A 14,992-nucleotide genomic window follows, 5' to 3' on the forward strand; every position below is an offset into this window, starting at 1 on the left:
CGACGGAGGTTCGTGGCAGATAAATCCACCCAGGCTCGCATCGTTTTTGTAGGAGCGAGCTCTGCTCACGATAGAGCTTCACGGAGACTTCGCCAGCAGAGCTGGCTCCTACACAAAGCGGGTTCGGTGTGGCACTCATCCATGAGTGAATCCACCCCCACACGATCTTGCCCCATGGCCAAACACCTATCGGGCCTAGGGCCTTTCCGACTCATACCTTGGTCGAAACCGTGACTCGATAGTCATCGAACACGTCAGCATAAGCATCCCTACCTGCGGCCGGGCTTCCATCGCCCGTCGATCACGGGTAAACCACACTCTATCGACAAGTCCAGAGGCCCATGCGGCCCGCGTCGACCTTCTTGCGTGAGGAGTTTCCGAGTCATGTCTCGTCTACCTGTGATCGTTGGTTTCGGGGGTTATAACGCCGCAGGCCGCAGCTCCTTCCACCATGGATTCCGACGCACCGTCATCGACAGCCTGGACCCACGCGCACGTCAGGAGACCCTGGCCGGCCTCGCGGTAATGATGAAGCTGGTCAAGGTGGTGGACGGCGAATACCGCGACGACACTGGCGCCACGCTGACCCCGGCGGACATCGAAGCCCGCCATGCGCAACGCATCCTCGATTCCACCCTGGTCCGCCGCATCGAGAAGCAGTACCTCGACGTCGACGCCGCCTATTGGCAAAAGAACGTCACCGTCGCCGGCGTGGAAGGCGCGCCGCTGACCTTCTGCGTACCGCTCAAGCAGCTCCCCGAGCCGGTCCCGGCCAACTGGTCGGTGGAATCGATCAGCGCCACCGAAGCCCGCGTCACCCTGCACGAAAGCTGTGAATTCAAGATCGAGAGCTACCGTTCGCTGCCGGTGAAGTCCGCCGGGCAACTACCCTCCGGCTTCGAGCCCAGCGAACTGTACAACTCGCGCTTCCACCCGCGCGGCCTGCAACTGACCATCGTCGGCGTCACCGATGCCCTGCGCTCGGTGGGCATCGATTGGAAGACCATCGTCGAGCACGTCGCCCCGGATGAAATCGCCGTGTTCGCCGGCAGTATCATGAGCCAGTTGGACGAGAACGGCTTCGGCGGCCTGATGCAATCGCGCCTCAAGGGCGGTCGGGTGACCGCCAAGCAGTTGCCGCTGGGCCTCAACACCATGCCCGCCGACTTCATCAACGCCTACGTGCTGGGCAGCGTCGGCACCACCGGCAGCGTCACCGGCGCCTGCGCCACCTTCCTCTACAACCTGCAGAAGGGCGTCGACTGCATCACCTCGGGCCGCGCCCGGGTGGTCATCGTCGGCAACAGCGAAGCCCCCATCACCCTGGAATGCATCGACGGCTACGGCGCCATGGGCGCCCTGGCCACCGAAGAGGGTCTGCGCCTGATCGAAGGCCGCGACGACGTGGACTTCCGCCGCGCCAGCCGGCCGTTCGGCGAGAACTGCGGCTTCACCCTGGCCGAGTCGGCCCAATACGTGGTGCTGATGGACGACGAACTGGCCCTGGAGCTGGGTGCCGATATCCATGGCGCCGTGCCGGACGTGTTCATCAACGCCGACGGCTTCAAGAAATCCATCTCCGCTCCCGGCCCCGGCAACTACCTGACCATGGCCAAGGCCGTGGCCGGAGCGGCCCAACTGGTGGGCATCGATGCCGTGCGTCGACGCAGCTTCATTCACGCCCACGGCTCCAGTACCCCGGCCAACCGCGTTACCGAATCGGAATTGCTGGACCGCGTCGCCGCCGCCTTCGGTATCGAAAGCTGGCCGGTCACCGCGGTGAAGGCGTTCGTCGGCCACTCCCTGGCGCCGGCCAGCGGCGACCAGCTGATCTCCGCCCTGGGCTCGTTCAAGTACGGCATCGTCCCCGGCATCAAGACCATCGACGGCGTGGCCCATGACGTGCACCAGCAGCACCTGCGCATCGTCACCCAGGACCTGAAGCTGGGCGACAACACCCTGGACGTCTGCTTCATCAACTCCAAGGGCTTCGGCGGCAACAACGCCAGCGGCTACGTGCTGGCGCCCCAGGTGGTCGAGCGCATGTTGCGCAAGCGCCACGGCGACGCCGCCTTCGCCGCCTACCGCGAGCGCCGCGAACAGACCCGCGCCAACGCCCTCCGCTACGAGGAGCAGGCGCTCAAGGGCCAGTTCGACATCATCTACAACTTCGGCCAGGACCTGATCGACGACCGCGATATCCGTATCAGCGACAGCCGTATCGAAGTGCCGGGCTTCGCCCAGCCGCTGGAATACCCGAAGGACGCACGCTTCCTCGACATGCTGGACTGATCGCCCGCCTCCACGCGGGCCCGTCCGAGGGCCCGCTGCCCGCCTCTCCCGGCTTGCGCGCTATTTCATAAGCAACGCTTATCGAAAGCACAGTCAAATCGAAATAGCGCCGCCCATCTCCTCTCTCTAACCTGATCGCGCTCGAGCATTCCGGCCGAGGCGGCGCCCGCCGTCCCGGCCATCCTGATCGGCCCGCTACCGGGGCGGGCCGATGCGTTCAGACACGAGAGGCGATGCCGATGTCCACGACATTCGAAATGAGCAAACCCGAGCTGATGGCCAAGGCCCATCGGCAAATGCGCGACGCCCTGCCGGAAACCGCCTGGAGCGCCCGGCAGAAGCTGGCGCTGACCTGCCGCATCCTGCACGACGCCGGCCACGACTCCGGCCTGGCGGGGCAGATCACCACCCGTGCGGAGAAACCCGGCACCTACTACACCCAGCGACTCGGGCTGGGCTTCGATGAAATCGGCGCGGAAAACCTGCTGCTGGTGGATGAGGACCTGAATGTCCTCGAAGGTGACGGCATGCCCAATCCGGCCAACCGGTTCCACAGCTGGGTCTACCGTGCCCGCCCGGATGTGAACTGCATCATCCACACCCATCCGCTGCACGTCTCCGCACTGTCGATGCTGGAGGTGCCGCTGGCGATCTCGCACATGGACACCAGCCCGCTGTTCGAGGACTGCGCCTTCCTCCCGGAATGGCCGGGCGTGCCGGTGGGTAACGAAGAGGGCCGGATCATCTCCGAAGCTCTCGGCGACAAGCGCGCGGTGCTGCTCGCCCACCACGGTCAACTGGTGGCCGGGCGCAGCATCGAGGAAGCCTGTGTACTGGCGGTGCTGATCGAACGCGCGGCGCGGTTGCAACTGCTGGCCATGTCCGCCGGTGCCCTCAAGCCCATTCCCGAAGCGCTGGCCCGCGAAGCCCACGACTGGGTATCCGCGCCCAAGCGCCATCAGGCGGCCTTCGCCTACTACGCCCGCCGGGCGCTGAAACAGCACCCGGACTGCCTGGCCTGACCGACCGAATCATAAGGAATCCTTTTCATGACAGAACTGAACCTCAAGGGCATCATCGCCTACCCCGTCACGCCTTTCTCCGCCTGCGGCGAACGCATCGACGGCGACACCCTCGGCCTGCTCATCGACCGTCTGATCGACAGCGGCTGCCACGCCATCGCCCCGCTGGGCAGCACCGGCGAGAGCGCTTACCTGAACGACAAGGAATGGGACGAAGTGGCCGAGCGCTCGCTGAGCCAAGTGAATCGCCGGGTGCCGGTGATCGTCGGTATCTCCGACCTGACCACGCAGAACGCCATCCGCCGCGCCCGCTTCGCCCAGGCGCATGGCGCCGACGCGGTGATGGTGCTGCCGGTGTCCTACTGGAAGCTCTCCGAGCGCGAGATCTACCGGCACTACAGTCGCATCGCCCAGGCCATCGACATCCCGATCATGCTCTACAACAACCCGGCCACCAGCGGCGTGGACATGTCGCCGGAGCTGATCGCACGGATCGTGCGGGAAGTAGACAACGTCACCATGGTCAAGGAGAGCACCGGCGACATCCAGCGCATGCACCGCCTGGCGCAGCTCTCCGACCGGCGCATCCCGATGTACAACGGCAGCAATCCATTGGCCCTGGAAGCCTTCGCCGCTGGCGCGGTGGGCTGGTGCACCGCGGCGCCCAACCTCATTCCGGCCCTGAACCTGCGGCTCTACGAAGCGGCGCTGGCAGGTGACCTGCAGCAAGCCCGAGACCTGTTCTACCGGCAGTTGCCGCTGCTGCAATTCATTCTCAAGGGTGGACTGCCGACCACCATCAAGGCCGGTCTCACGCTTTGCGGCATCGACGCCGGCGTCCCCCGCCTGCCGCTGGAAGCGTTGGACGAAGCTGAAACCGAGCGGCTGGCCGCGATCCTCGACACGCTGCGCTGACAGTCCGGCACGCCCCGCCCAGCGGGGCGTGTTTCATCCTTCCAGATCGGCGAGCACGTCGTCGATCAGTTCCAGCATCGGCTTCTGCCGTTGCGCATCGCGAAACACCAAACCCACCTTGAGCACCACGCGCGGATCGCTCAGCGGCTTCCACAGCAGGCCCTGGCCGGTACGCAATGCCTGCGCACGCCCCGGCAACACAGTGGCCAGGCGGGCCCGGCCGAGGCTGTCGAGAATCCCATTCATCTGGTTCAGCTCCATCTGCACCTGCGGCTGCCGGCCGATGCGCGCCAGTTGTTCCTCCCAAATCTGCCGGGTACGGAACTCCTCGCCAAGGAGCATCATCGGCTGCTCGGCAGCCTGGGCCACCGATACTTTGCGGAAGTCCTTGAGCGGATGGTCCTCGGCCACCACCAGGTTCAGCTCGTCCTCGTAGACCGGCATGCCGTGCAACCCCGCGTGCCGGGGTGGCAGGAAGCTGATGCCGATGTCCAGGCTGCCCGCCAGCAGGCGCCGCTCGATCTCGCCGCCGGACAGCTCGTAGACCTGCACCTTCAGATAGGGCTGGCGCTCCCGGAGTTTTTCCAGCAGCGGCGGGATCAGGGAGGCATTCACCGTCTGCAGCACACCGATGGCCAGCACTTTCGGCGGCTGGCCCCGGTAGGCGTGCAGGGCGTCGTGTGCGCGGCCCAGCCCGTCCAGCAACGGCACGGCATGCTGATAGAGGGTATGCGCGGCGAGGGTCGGCGACAGGCGCTTGTTGTGCCGATGGAACAGCGGCACGTCCAGCTCGCCCTCCAACTGGCGGATCTGCTGCGACAGCGCCGGCTGGGAAATACACAGGCGCTCCGCCGCGCGCCCGACGTGGGTTTCCTCGTAGAGCGCGACGAAGTATTTGAGCTGGCGGAAATCCAAGTCGGGTCCTTCCGGCGGGCGCCCTGTCAGTCCAGTGCGCGGGCGAGCTGGATCAACTCGGCGCGCCATTCAGCGGCGACCGGTAAGGCAAGGAACGAGGGGTTCAGGTAGGTCTCGCGCGCCTCGTAGGTCAGCGGCTCGCCGTGCAGGTCGAGCACCTCGCCGCCGGCGCCTTCCAGCACGCCCTGGGCGGCCGCGGTGTCCCACTGCGAGGTGGGTGCCAGGCGCGGATAGCAATCGGCCTCGCCTTCGGCCAGCAGGCAGAACTTCAGCGAGCTACCGACGTTGGCCAATTGCAGGTCGCCGAAGCGCTCACCCAAGCCGGCCAACAAGCGTTCCTGGGCCGGACTGGAATGGCGCCGGCTGGCCACCACGGTGAAGGCTTCCGCCGGCGCGATGCGCACCGCAATCGGCTGCGGCTCGCCATCGGCCTCGGCACACCAGGCGCCCAGCCCGGCTCCACCGTAGTAACAGCGTCCACTGGCCGGAATGCCGACCACGCCGAACAACACCCGGCCTCGTTCGATCAACGCCACGTTGACGGTGAACTCTTCGGTGCCAGCGATGAATTCCTTGGTGCCGTCCAGCGGGTCCACCAGCCACCAGCGTGTCCAGGCGGCGCGCTGCGACAGCGGGATTTCGGCATCTTCCTCGGAAAGCACCGGGATGTCCGGCGCCAGGGCACGGAGCCCTGCCACCAGCAGGTCGTGGGCGGCCATGTCGGCGGCGGTGACCGGCGAGGCGTCGGCCTTCTCGGTGACGGTCACGCCGATGCGCCAGTGCGGCAGGATGGCCTGGCCGGCGGCGCGGACCAACTCGATCACGGCGGGCAGCAGCGCCTGGCTCATAGCTGCAGCTCTCCGCGCTGGGTCAGCAGGTCGCGCGCCAGATAGAGCGCGGCCAGGGCGCGGCCTTCGCTGAACTGCGGGTGCTGCATCAGGCTCGACAGTTCGCGCAGGCTGACCTTGTCCAGCCGCAGCGGCTCCGGTTCGTCGCCGGGCAGGGTTTCCGGGTAGAGATCGCGGGCCAGCACGACCTGGATCTTCTGGCTCATGTAGCCGGGGGACAGGGACAGTTCGGTGAGATGTTCCAGTTGCCGCGCGCCGAAACCGGCCTCTTCCTTCAATTCGCGGTTGGCCGCCGCCAGCACGTCCTCGCCCGGCTCGATCAGCCCCTTGGGCAACGACAACTGGTAATCGTCGGTGCCGGCGCAGTATTCCTCCACCAGCAGCACATGCTCGGCGTCGGCCAGCGCCACGATCATCACCGCGCCATAGCCCACGCCCTTGCCCACCAGCCGCTCATAAGTACGCTCGACGCCGTTGGCGAAACGCAACTGAAGCTCTTCGACGCGGAACAGGCGGCTGCTCGCGACGATCTCGCGAGCGAGGACGGTGGGTTTCTGTCGCATGGGCATCTCCTTCTTCTTGCGGGGTATCATACCCCGGCTTTTCCGATTATCCCCGCCGGAGATTGCGTCCAGGCGACGCCTTTCGGGCGAATCGCGACGCGATCCCCAGCGATTCCGTCGCCACAGAAGAAAACCGCATGAACCCATTGAACTGGCGCGCCATCGACACCGTCCTGCTCGACATGGACGGCACCCTGCTCGACCTGCATTTCGACAATCATTTCTGGCTGGAACACCTGCCGCAGCGCTATGCCGATCACCACGGCATCAGCCGGGCCATGGCCGAGCTGGAACTGATGCCGCTGTTCGAGGCGCACGCCGGCAAGCTGACCTGGTACTGCCTGGATTTCTGGAGCGCCGAGCTGAAGCTGTCGGTGCGCGATCTCAAGCGCGAAGTGGCGCACCTGATCGCCCTGCGTCCGGATGCCGACCGCTTCCTCGCCGCCCTGCGCAAGGCCGGCAAGCGCGTGGTGCTGATCACCAATGCGCACCGCGATTCGCTGTCGCTGAAGCTGGAAAAGGTCGAGCTGGCCCCCTGGTTCGATCGCCTGATCAGCTCCCACGACTACGGTTTTCCCAAGGAAGACCAGCAGTTCTGGTTCGCCCTGCAGCAGGATTTCCCGTTCGACCCCGCGCGCAGCCTGTTCATCGACGACAGCCTGCCGATCCTGCGCAGCGCCCGGCGTTTCGGCGTCGCCCATCTGCTCGCGGTACGCCAACCGGACAGCCGTAAAGGCCCCAAGGACACCGAGGAGTTCGCCGCCGTCGAGGACTACCGCACGCTGGTTGAGGAACTGGAACGCCCGTAACTCGGCACGCCTCTTGCGGCTTGGCGCACGACGCGGGAAGCTCCGCCCCATGGACATCAAACAGCTCAAGTTCCTGATCGCCCTGGACGAGACCCGGCATTTCGGCCAGGCCGCGGAGCGCTGCCACATCACCCAGCCGACCCTGTCCATGCGCCTGCGCAACCTGGAAGAGGAACTGGGTGTGCCGCTGGTCCGCCGCGGCCAGCGCTTCGAAGGCTTCACCGAGCCGGGCGAGCGGGTGCTGGCCTGGGCACGCAGCGTGATGGCCGCCTATGACGGCTTGCAGGCCGAGGCGGCAGCCTGCCGGGGCAATCTGGTCGGCACCCTGCGCCTGGGCGTGGTGCCGCTGTCCAGCTTCGATCCGCTGCCACTGCTGCAACGCCTGCACCAGCGCCATCCGAACCTGCACTTCGTGCTGTCGGCGCTGACGTCGGAGCAGGTTCTCGAACAACTGGCGAGCAACCGCATCGACCTCGGCGTGTCCTACCTGGACCACCTCGACGCCGAGGCCTTCGACTGCCTGCCGCTGATGGATACCGAAATGGGGCTGCTCTACGACCAGCGCCACTTCCGTTTCGACGACCTGCCGCTGAGCTGGGAAACCCTGGTGACGCTGCCGCTCGGGCTGCTGTCCAGCGGCATGCATTTCCGCCAGTCCATCGACCATGCCTTCCGCTCGCGCAGCCTGAAACCCAATCCACTGCTGGAAACCGATGCCGTGCACCAGTTGCTGCAAGCGGTTCACAGCGGTTTCTGCTGCGCCATCATGCCGCTCGGCGACGGCTTGTCCGGGCTCACCGAACACTTGCGCCTGCAACCCATCGAAAATGCCCACACCCTGGCGCCGCTGGGTTTGATCATGCGCCGCGGCGCCCCTCGCTCGGCGCTGGCGGAGGCCTGCTTCGACCTGTGCCGTGAACGGCTCGGCGAGGGCACCGCGGAAGGCTGAGCGTCACTCCACCTGGCCGAAGCCCTTCATGACGCCCGCCATGTCGTCGTACTGCGCCTCCGGCATCTTGCGCAACACGTTCAGCACTTCGTCCTGTGCACCGTTGCGCTCGGCCTGTTCCAGCAGACGCTGCTTGGTCGCGGGGAAGCCGACGCCTTTCAGGTATTGGGATACGTTCGCCGGGGACGAGCCGCCTAGACCTCTGGTCATGATTTCACCTCCGAATCATCGAGTGGGTCATGCTTGAAACTAGAGGGCGATCGCGACCGCAAGTTCGAGCGCAACGGCGCTCCTCCGGACCAACGCCATGTGCCGCGTCCGGGCTCATCGACCCGATCTATCGCCGTATCGGCATAACCGATTAGACGCCCGCCCGATGGAGGCTTAGGCTGCGGGGAAAGAACGACGAACAGAGCCTTGCCCATGAATGCCCAGCGTCCCGTCCGCCCGCCGCTGGCTGCGGCTGGCGAACAACCGGCCCACGCCAGTCGCGCCTACCGTTACCAGCCTCTCGACGCCAGCGGCGACACGCCGGTGGAGCTGGCCGAGGAGGTCGCGCTGGCCATCGCCTGCAACGGCATCAGCCAGGCGGTGATGCTGGTCTCCCCCACCGATCTGGAAGATTTCGTCGTCGGCTTCTGCCTCGGCAACAGTATGGTCGACACCATCGACGATATTTATGACCTCCACCTGAGCGGCCTCGGCGAAGCCCGCCAAGCCCAGGTGCGGATCGCCAATCGCGCCTTCTGGCGTCTCAAGCAGCAGCGACGCTCCCTGGCCGGCACCAGCGGCTGCGGGCTCTGCGGCGTCGAAGCGCTGGACCAGGCGCTGCCCAGCCTGCCCAGCCTGCCGCTGGCCCCCTTGCCCCCGGCCGAATGGCTCGAGGGCCTGCGTTCGCGCATCGAGGCCTTCCAACCTCTCGGTCAGCATTGCGGCGCGGTGCATGCCGCGCTGTTCATGGACGATCATGGCGAAATCCGCCTCGGCCGCGAAGACATCGGCCGCCACAATGCCCTGGACAAGCTGATCGGCGCCCTAGCCCGGCAAGGCATCGCCACGGCCGGCGGGCTGGCCATCGTCACCAGCCGCTGCAGCCTGGAGCTGATCCACAAGGTACTGCGCGCCGGCATCCAGACCCTGGTCAGCCTCTCCGCCCCCACCGGCCTCGCCGTGCAGTGGGCGCAGCGGCACAACCTGAACCTGATCCACCTGCCCCACCACAGCGCACCACGGGTCTACAGCCCGGCGTAATCTCCACCACCCGACGCCCGCAAGATGCCCTACCGGGACTGCCGACGGGTGGAACGCGCTGCATAGCTCGGAGTTGGCAAAGGCACTACGGCTGCAACCGGCGAAAGGCGGGGTGGATTCTGTGAGGGGAAAGAGAGGGCCGCCTGTTGAAAAGGACGGTTTGGAAGCAAGATAAGACCGCTTCGCTTACGCCAAGTTCCCTAGTAAAAACAAATACTTATATCCGTGTACAGCTCGTCGGCTGGCGCTTGCGGAGCGCGTGATCCGAAGGCGAGGATCAGCCCCGTCATCCCCACAGAGGCTGTCCCTTTCATGAAGAACTTCTCGTCGATGCTTTTACTGTCCCTGGGTCTGGCCAGCGGCGCCGCCTTCGGTGGCGATACCCAGGCCGCCGTGGGCGGTGCGCTGGGCGGGGCGTTGGGTTCGGTGGTCGGCCAGCAGGTCGGCGGCGATACCGGCGCGGCCATTGGGGCCGGCCTGGGTGGCGCAGCCGGCGGCGCGGTGAGTGCCAACCGCGGCAGCAAGACCGAAGCGGCGATCGGCGGCGGCCTGGGTGCGGCCGGTGGCAACGTGATCGGCCAGAAAGTCGGTGGCACCACCGGCGGCGTGATTGGCGCGGCCGTGGGTGGCGGCGCCGGTAGTGCGCTGGGCAACCATTACGGTGACGGAGGTAGCGAAGGCGGCCGCCATTACTATGTCCGTGACCATGACGACGACCACCGCTACGGCCGCAAGCACAAGAAACACTGGAAGAAGCACCGCCACCACTGAAACGGCTGCTCTCCTGGGGCGACGTTCCGTGCGTCGCCCGACGCTCCCCGTCAGCTTTCCGGCGACGAGGCCATCGGTACCGGGGAGCCGATCAGCAAGGCGACGTCGCCCTGATCCGCGATCTGGCGCTCGACCGGCGCCATCTCATCGATCTGCTTCATGACCAGTTCGACATGCCCGGCGCGCGCGTCGGTACGCAGATCGATCTGCCGGAAGCCATGGCGCTGGTAAAAGGCCACGGCGTGGTTGTTGCGTTGATAGACCGATAACTCCAGCCCGTCGGCCAGGGACTTGGCTTTCTCCAGCAGCCTGGAGCCGATACCGCGGCCATGCTGCGAAGGAGAAACGAACAGCGCCGCCAGCACATGGGCCTGCAAGGCGAAGAAACCGAGGATTACATCGTTTTCCTCGAAGACCCAGACATCGGCACTGGGCAGGTAATGATTGCGCATATCCTCCAGTTTGCTCTGCCAGAAGGCCGGCTCGATGAAGTCATGGGCATGCAGGGAGGCTTCCAGCCATATCATCAGCACCGCTTCCAAGTCATCCGGTGTGCCTTTCCTGATCATCGGGAATCCTCGTTCGAAACCGGCCAGGCCGGCGTTATCGCATTAGAGCCCCGATGAACGGACACCGTTCCGCTCGTCGCCCGCAGGCGCGTCAGAGAATCGGCGAAATCAGCCGCGCCACCCGCATGCCGAGCTGCTGCAAATGACGCAGGCGGTGGCGGTCTTCCACGCCCAGCTCACGTGCCTGGGCGAAGTCGTCGAGCAGCATGCGCTCCACCTCGCTGGCGAAGGCGGTGTCGACGGTGAATACCGTCACCTCGAAGTTCAACCGGAAGGAGCGGTTGTCCAGGTTGGCACTGCCCACCGCTGCGGCGCGGTCGTCGATCAGCATCACCTTCTGATGCAGGAAGCCCGGCACGTAGCGGTACACCCGGATACCGGCCTTGGCCGCCTCGTAGGCGTATAGGCTGGACGCCGCGTAGACCACCCGGTGGTCTGCCCGCGACGGCAGCAGGATGCGCACCTCCACGCCGCGCATCACGGCCAGGCGCAGGGCGGCGAACACTGCCTCGTCGGGCACGAAGTAGGGGCTGGTGATCCACACCCGCTGGCGCGCCGCATGAATCGCCGCGACGAACAGCAGCGAGCCGGTTTCCTGGGCATCCGCCGGGCCGCTGGTGACCACCTGGCAGATCACCCCGCCGCTCTCGTAGGCATCCGGCAACAGCAGCGGCGGCAAGCGCCGGGTCACCCAGAACCAGTCCTCGGCGAAGGACTCCTGCAGGCAGGCCAGGGCCGGCCCGCGAATTTCCAGGTGGGTGTCACGCCAGGGCGCCAGCGGCGGCTTGAGGCCGAGGTATTCCTCGCCGACGTTGAGCCCGCCAACGAACCCGCGCAGGCCGTCCACCACGACGATCTTGCGGTGGTTGCGGAAGTTGAGCTGGAAACGGTTGATCATCCCGCCGCGGGCGGAAAAGCCGTGCACCTGCACACCGCCGTCGCGCAACCGCTGCACGTAGCCGCGGGGCAGCGCATGGCTGCCGATGCTGTCGAACAGCACGAACACCCGCACGCCGGCGGCTGCCCGTTCCAGCAGCGCCGCCTGCAGACGCCGCCCGAGCGGATCGTCACGGACGATGAAGAACTGCACCAGCACCACCTGCCGCGCTTCGGCGATAGCCCCGAGGATCGCCTCGAAGGTGGCGTCGCCATCGATCAGCAGGCGCACCCAATTGTTCGCCAGGGTCGGCTGGCGCGCCAGCTTCGCCAGGACCCGCAGGCCCCGGTAGGCCTCGCTCTCGCGAGCGGCCTGGGCCTCTTCCACCCAGGGTCGCCAGTCCACGTCGACCATGGCCCGGCGCATCTCGTGATCGGCCTCGCGCCGCGCGCGGATGTAAGCGTCGAAGCGGTTGCGGCCGAACACCAGGTACGGCAGCAGGGTCAGGTAAGGCATGAACACCAGGGAAATGGCCCAGGCGATGGCGCCCTGGGCGGTACGCACGGTCAGCACCGCATGAATCGCCGCCAGCACGCCGAGCGCCTGGACGCCAGCGAGTAGGTACCCCAGCAGGTGCAACTCCATGGCCTATCCGCTTCCCCCCGATCAGACGCAGCATAGCCGAGCGGCCCGGGGCACGGCCGCCGGAAGCGCTGATGGCTTATTCCGGTGCCAGGTCGATCAGTCTAGCGCTCGCCAGATCTCGCCGGCGTATTCGCGGATGGTGCGGTCGGAGGAGAACCAGCCGACCCGCGCGGTATTCAGCACTGACGAACGCCACCACTGCTTCGGGTCGTTCCAGCACAGCTCGACTTGGCGCTGGGCCTCCCAGTAGGCATCGAAATCGGCGCAGACCATGAAGGTGTCGTGCCAGGTCAGGCCATCGACCAGCCCGACATAGCGCCCCGGATCGTCCGGCGAGAACACCCCGCTGCGGATCGCCATCAGCACCTCGTGCAACCGCGGCGAGGCGGCGACGATGGCCTCGGCGTTGAACTCGCCAGCCCGTTTGCGCGCCTCCACCTCCTGGGCGCGCAGGCCGAAGATGAACATGTGTTCCTGGCCGATCCGCTCGCACATCTCCACATTCGCGCCGTCCAGGGTGCCGATGGTCAGGGCGCCATTGAGGGCGAACTTCATGTTGCTGGTGCCCGAGGCCTCCATGCCGGCGGTGGAAATCTGCTCGGACAGGTCCGCCGCCGGGATGATGCTCTCCGCCAGACTGACGTTGTAATTGGGCAGGAATACCACCTTGAGCATGCCGCGCACGGTCGGGTCGCCGTTGACCACGCGGGCGATGTCGTTGGCCAGCTTGATGATCAGCTTGGCCTGGTGATAGCTGGCCGCCGCCTTGCCGGCGAAAATCTTCACCCGCGGCACCCAGGGCATGCTCGGCTCGTCGCGGATGGCCTGGTACAGCGCCACGGTGTGCAACAGGTTGAGCAGTTGCCGCTTGTATTCGTGGATGCGTTTGACCTGCACGTCGAACAGCGCACCGGGATCGAGAACGATGCCCTGGCGCTCGTACACCAGGTTGGCCAGGGCCTCCTTGTTGCGCCGGCGCTGCTCGGCGAAGCGCTTGCGGAAGGCCGGTTTGTCGGCGAACGGCTCCAGGTTCGGCAGGAGATTTTCCGGATCGTCCAGCAACTGCTCTCCCACCGACTCCACCAGCAGCTCGGTCAGCCCGGGGTTGGCCTGGTACAGCCAGCGACGGAAGGTGATGCCGTTGGTCTTGTTGTTGATCCGCTGCGGATAGAGGCGGTGCAGCTCGGCGAACACCGTGCTGCGCATCAGATCGGTATGCAGGGCCGATACGCCATTGACGCTGTGCGAGCCGAGGAACGCCAGATTGCCCATGCGCACCCGCCGGCCATGTTCTTCCTCGATCAGCGAGACGGCGCGCAGCAGGTCGAAATCGTGCAGCCCCTGCTCGCGCAACTGGTCGATGTGGTAGGCGTTGATCAGGTAGATGATCTGCATGTGCCGCGGCAACAGCCGCTCCATCAGGCTCACCGGCCAGGTTTCCAGGGCCTCCGGTAGCAGGGTGTGGTTGGTGTAGGAGAGCGTGCCGACGGTCAGCTCCCAGGCCTGTTCCCAGGGCAGCAGGTGTTCGTCCACCAGCAGGCGCATCAGCTCCGCCACGGCGATGGCCGGGTGGGTGTCGTTGAGCTGGATGGCGGCGTACTCGGGCAGGTTGAGGAAGGTGCCGCGCTGTTTGAGATGACGGCGCAGCAAGTCCTGCAGCGAGGCGGAGACGAAGAAGTATTCCTGGCGCAGGCGCAGCTCCTGGCCGGCCTCGGTGCTGTCCGCGGGGTAGAGCACCCGCGAAATGCTTTCCGCCCGTGCCTCCTCCACCACCGCGCCGATGTGGTCGCCGGCATTGAAGCGCTCCAGGTGCAGCTCGCTCTCGGCGCGGGCCCGCCACAGACGCAGGGTGTTCACGCTGGCGCCGCGCCAGCCGACGATGGGTGTGTCGTAGGCGATCGAGCGGACCGCTTCGGCCGGGTGCCAGACCTGGCGCAAGGTGCCGTTCTCGTCCACCACCGGCACCACGCTACCCCCGAAGCCGACCAGGTAGCTCACTTCGGGGCGCTCGAACTCCCAGGGGTTGCCGAAATCCAGCCAGGTTTCGGTCTGCTCGTGCTGCCAGCCGTCGATGATCGCCTGGCGGAACAGACCGTGCTCGTAGCGGATGCCGTAGCCGTGGGCGGCCACGCCGAGAGTGGCCATGCTTTCCATGAAGCAGGCGGCAAGCCGGCCGAGGCCGCCGTTGCCGAGCGCGGCGTCCGGCTCGAGAGTACGGATGCGCTCGATATCGACATCCAGCTCGCTCAGCGCCTGGCGCGCCACTTCGAGCAGGCCGAGGTTGCTCAGGTTATCCAGTAGCAGGCGGCCGATGAGGAACTCCAGGGAGAGGTAATAGACCCGTTTCTGTCCCTTGCGATAAATCTGCCGGGTGTGGTCCATCCAGTGATCGACCATGTGATCGCGGGTGGCCAAGGCAATGGCCTCGAACCAGTCGTGATCGAAGGCATGCTCGGGGTCCTTGCCCACCGAGTAAGTCAGTTTGGAAAGAACATTGGCACGGAAAGCGGCGACTTCATCGGCGGAAACGAGAGGCTCCTTGGGCATTGCTGCGTCCTCACAGGCG

At 66.0% G+C, this 14,992-nt stretch carries 14 protein-coding genes; 7 read left to right on the top strand and 7 right to left on the bottom strand.

The window, feature by feature from the left end:
• Positions 1-384 precede the first annotated feature (384 nt).
• From PIN01S_RS11590 to PIN01S_RS11600, 3 genes are all read left to right on the top strand, one after another.
• On the top strand, positions 385-2,292 hold the full coding sequence (locus tag PIN01S_RS11590) for a beta-ketoacyl synthase (protein WP_084335826.1): 1,908 nt from the start codon (positions 385-387) through the stop codon (positions 2,290-2,292).
• A gap of 239 nt (positions 2,293-2,531) precedes the next feature.
• Entirely contained in the window at positions 2,532-3,314 is a 783-nt protein-coding gene (locus PIN01S_RS11595) for an aldolase (protein WP_084335939.1), read from the top strand.
• 27 nt (positions 3,315-3,341) lie between these two features.
• Entirely contained in the window at positions 3,342-4,229 is an 888-nt protein-coding gene (locus PIN01S_RS11600; protein WP_084335827.1) for a dihydrodipicolinate synthase family protein, read from the top strand.
• A gap of 33 nt (positions 4,230-4,262) precedes the next feature.
• Here the strand turns inward: PIN01S_RS11600 and PIN01S_RS11605 are convergent, their stop codons facing one another.
• From PIN01S_RS11605 to nudE, 3 genes are read right to left on the bottom strand one after another with little or no spacing between them, the layout of a single operon-like run.
• The gene (locus tag PIN01S_RS11605; RefSeq protein WP_084335828.1) at positions 4,263-5,144 is read right to left on the bottom strand and encodes a LysR family transcriptional regulator; all 882 of its coding nucleotides are present in this window, start codon (positions 5,142-5,144) and stop codon (positions 4,263-4,265) included.
• 26 nt (positions 5,145-5,170) lie between these two features.
• The gene (gene cysQ / locus PIN01S_RS11610; protein ID WP_084335829.1) at positions 5,171-5,992 is read right to left on the bottom strand and encodes a 3'(2'),5'-bisphosphate nucleotidase CysQ; all 822 of its coding nucleotides are present in this window, start codon (positions 5,990-5,992) and stop codon (positions 5,171-5,173) included.
• Entirely contained in the window at positions 5,989-6,555 is a 567-nt protein-coding gene (nudE, locus tag PIN01S_RS11615) for an ADP compounds hydrolase NudE (protein ID WP_084335830.1), read from the bottom strand. Before nudE ends, cysQ begins: the two co-directional genes overlap by 4 nt.
• A 137-nt stretch (positions 6,556-6,692) precedes the next feature.
• Between nudE and yrfG the strand changes: the two genes are divergently transcribed.
• Both yrfG and PIN01S_RS11625 read left to right on the top strand, forming a co-directional pair.
• A complete protein-coding gene (gene yrfG, locus PIN01S_RS11620) occupies positions 6,693-7,364 on the top strand; it encodes a GMP/IMP nucleotidase (RefSeq protein WP_084335831.1) in 672 nt (223 codons plus the stop codon).
• Positions 7,365-7,413: 49 nt separating this feature from the next.
• Entirely contained in the window at positions 7,414-8,313 is a 900-nt protein-coding gene (locus tag PIN01S_RS11625; protein ID WP_084335832.1) for a LysR family transcriptional regulator, read from the top strand.
• A 3-nt stretch (positions 8,314-8,316) separates the two neighbouring features.
• Here the strand turns inward: PIN01S_RS11625 and PIN01S_RS11630 are convergent, their stop codons facing one another.
• Positions 8,317-8,523, bottom strand: coding sequence for a DUF2795 domain-containing protein (locus PIN01S_RS11630; protein ID WP_084335833.1), 207 nt, complete (start codon positions 8,521-8,523; stop codon positions 8,317-8,319).
• A gap of 213 nt (positions 8,524-8,736) precedes the next feature.
• Here PIN01S_RS11630 and fdhD point away from each other — a divergent pair, with 213 nt between their 5' ends.
• Both fdhD and PIN01S_RS11640 read left to right on the top strand, forming a co-directional pair.
• Positions 8,737-9,564: a formate dehydrogenase accessory sulfurtransferase FdhD gene (fdhD, locus tag PIN01S_RS11635; protein WP_084335834.1), complete on the top strand. Its 828-nt coding sequence runs from the start codon at positions 8,737-8,739 to the stop codon at positions 9,562-9,564.
• Positions 9,565-9,894: 330 nt separating this feature from the next.
• Complete coding sequence (locus tag PIN01S_RS11640; protein WP_371916557.1) at positions 9,895-10,335, top strand: hypothetical protein; 441 nt, start codon at positions 9,895-9,897, stop codon at positions 10,333-10,335.
• 50 nt (positions 10,336-10,385) lie between these two features.
• On the opposite strand, the gene PIN01S_RS11645 is transcribed toward PIN01S_RS11640, so the two are convergent.
• From PIN01S_RS11645 to PIN01S_RS11655, 3 genes are all read right to left on the bottom strand, one after another.
• The gene (locus tag PIN01S_RS11645) at positions 10,386-10,904 is read right to left on the bottom strand and encodes a GNAT family N-acetyltransferase (RefSeq protein ID WP_084335836.1); all 519 of its coding nucleotides are present in this window, start codon (positions 10,902-10,904) and stop codon (positions 10,386-10,388) included.
• A gap of 91 nt (positions 10,905-10,995) precedes the next feature.
• A complete protein-coding gene (gene cls / locus PIN01S_RS11650) occupies positions 10,996-12,426 on the bottom strand; it encodes a cardiolipin synthase (RefSeq protein WP_084335837.1) in 1,431 nt (476 codons plus the stop codon).
• A gap of 96 nt (positions 12,427-12,522) precedes the next feature.
• Positions 12,523-14,973 carry a glycogen/starch/alpha-glucan phosphorylase gene (locus PIN01S_RS11655; protein WP_084335838.1) on the bottom strand — a complete coding sequence of 817 codons (2,451 nt, stop codon included), beginning with the start codon at positions 14,971-14,973 and terminating at the stop codon, positions 12,523-12,525.
• Between the last annotated feature and the right edge of the window lie 19 nt (positions 14,974-14,992).

Origin of the sequence: Pseudomonas indica NBRC 103045 (genome assembly GCF_002091635.1) — a bacterium.
In the GTDB taxonomy this organism is placed as follows: Bacteria; Pseudomonadota; Gammaproteobacteria; order Pseudomonadales; family Pseudomonadaceae; genus Pseudomonas_M; species Pseudomonas_M indica.

Coding starts and splice junctions, on each gene's coding strand:
- PIN01S_RS11590 (WP_084335826.1), top strand. CDS start 385: ATGTCTCGTCTACCTGTGATCGTTGGTTTCGGGGGTTATAACGCCGCA.
- PIN01S_RS11595 (WP_084335939.1), top strand. CDS start 2,532: ATGTCCACGACATTCGAAATGAGCAAACCCGAGCTGATGGCCAAGGCC.
- PIN01S_RS11600 (WP_084335827.1), top strand. CDS start 3,342: ATGACAGAACTGAACCTCAAGGGCATCATCGCCTACCCCGTCACGCCT.
- cysQ (WP_084335829.1), bottom strand. CDS start 5,992: ATGAGCCAGGCGCTGCTGCCCGCCGTGATCGAGTTGGTCCGCGCCGCC.
- nudE (WP_084335830.1), bottom strand. CDS start 6,555: ATGCGACAGAAACCCACCGTCCTCGCTCGCGAGATCGTCGCGAGCAGC.
- yrfG (WP_084335831.1), top strand. CDS start 6,693: ATGAACCCATTGAACTGGCGCGCCATCGACACCGTCCTGCTCGACATG.
- PIN01S_RS11625 (WP_084335832.1), top strand. CDS start 7,414: ATGGACATCAAACAGCTCAAGTTCCTGATCGCCCTGGACGAGACCCGG.
- PIN01S_RS11630 (WP_084335833.1), bottom strand. CDS start 8,523: ATGACCAGAGGTCTAGGCGGCTCGTCCCCGGCGAACGTATCCCAATAC.
- fdhD (WP_084335834.1), top strand. CDS start 8,737: ATGAATGCCCAGCGTCCCGTCCGCCCGCCGCTGGCTGCGGCTGGCGAA.
- PIN01S_RS11640 (WP_371916557.1), top strand. CDS start 9,895: ATGCTTTTACTGTCCCTGGGTCTGGCCAGCGGCGCCGCCTTCGGTGGC.
- PIN01S_RS11645 (WP_084335836.1), bottom strand. CDS start 10,904: ATGATCAGGAAAGGCACACCGGATGACTTGGAAGCGGTGCTGATGATA.
- cls (WP_084335837.1), bottom strand. CDS start 12,426: ATGGAGTTGCACCTGCTGGGGTACCTACTCGCTGGCGTCCAGGCGCTC.
- PIN01S_RS11655 (WP_084335838.1), bottom strand. CDS start 14,973: ATGCCCAAGGAGCCTCTCGTTTCCGCCGATGAAGTCGCCGCTTTCCGT.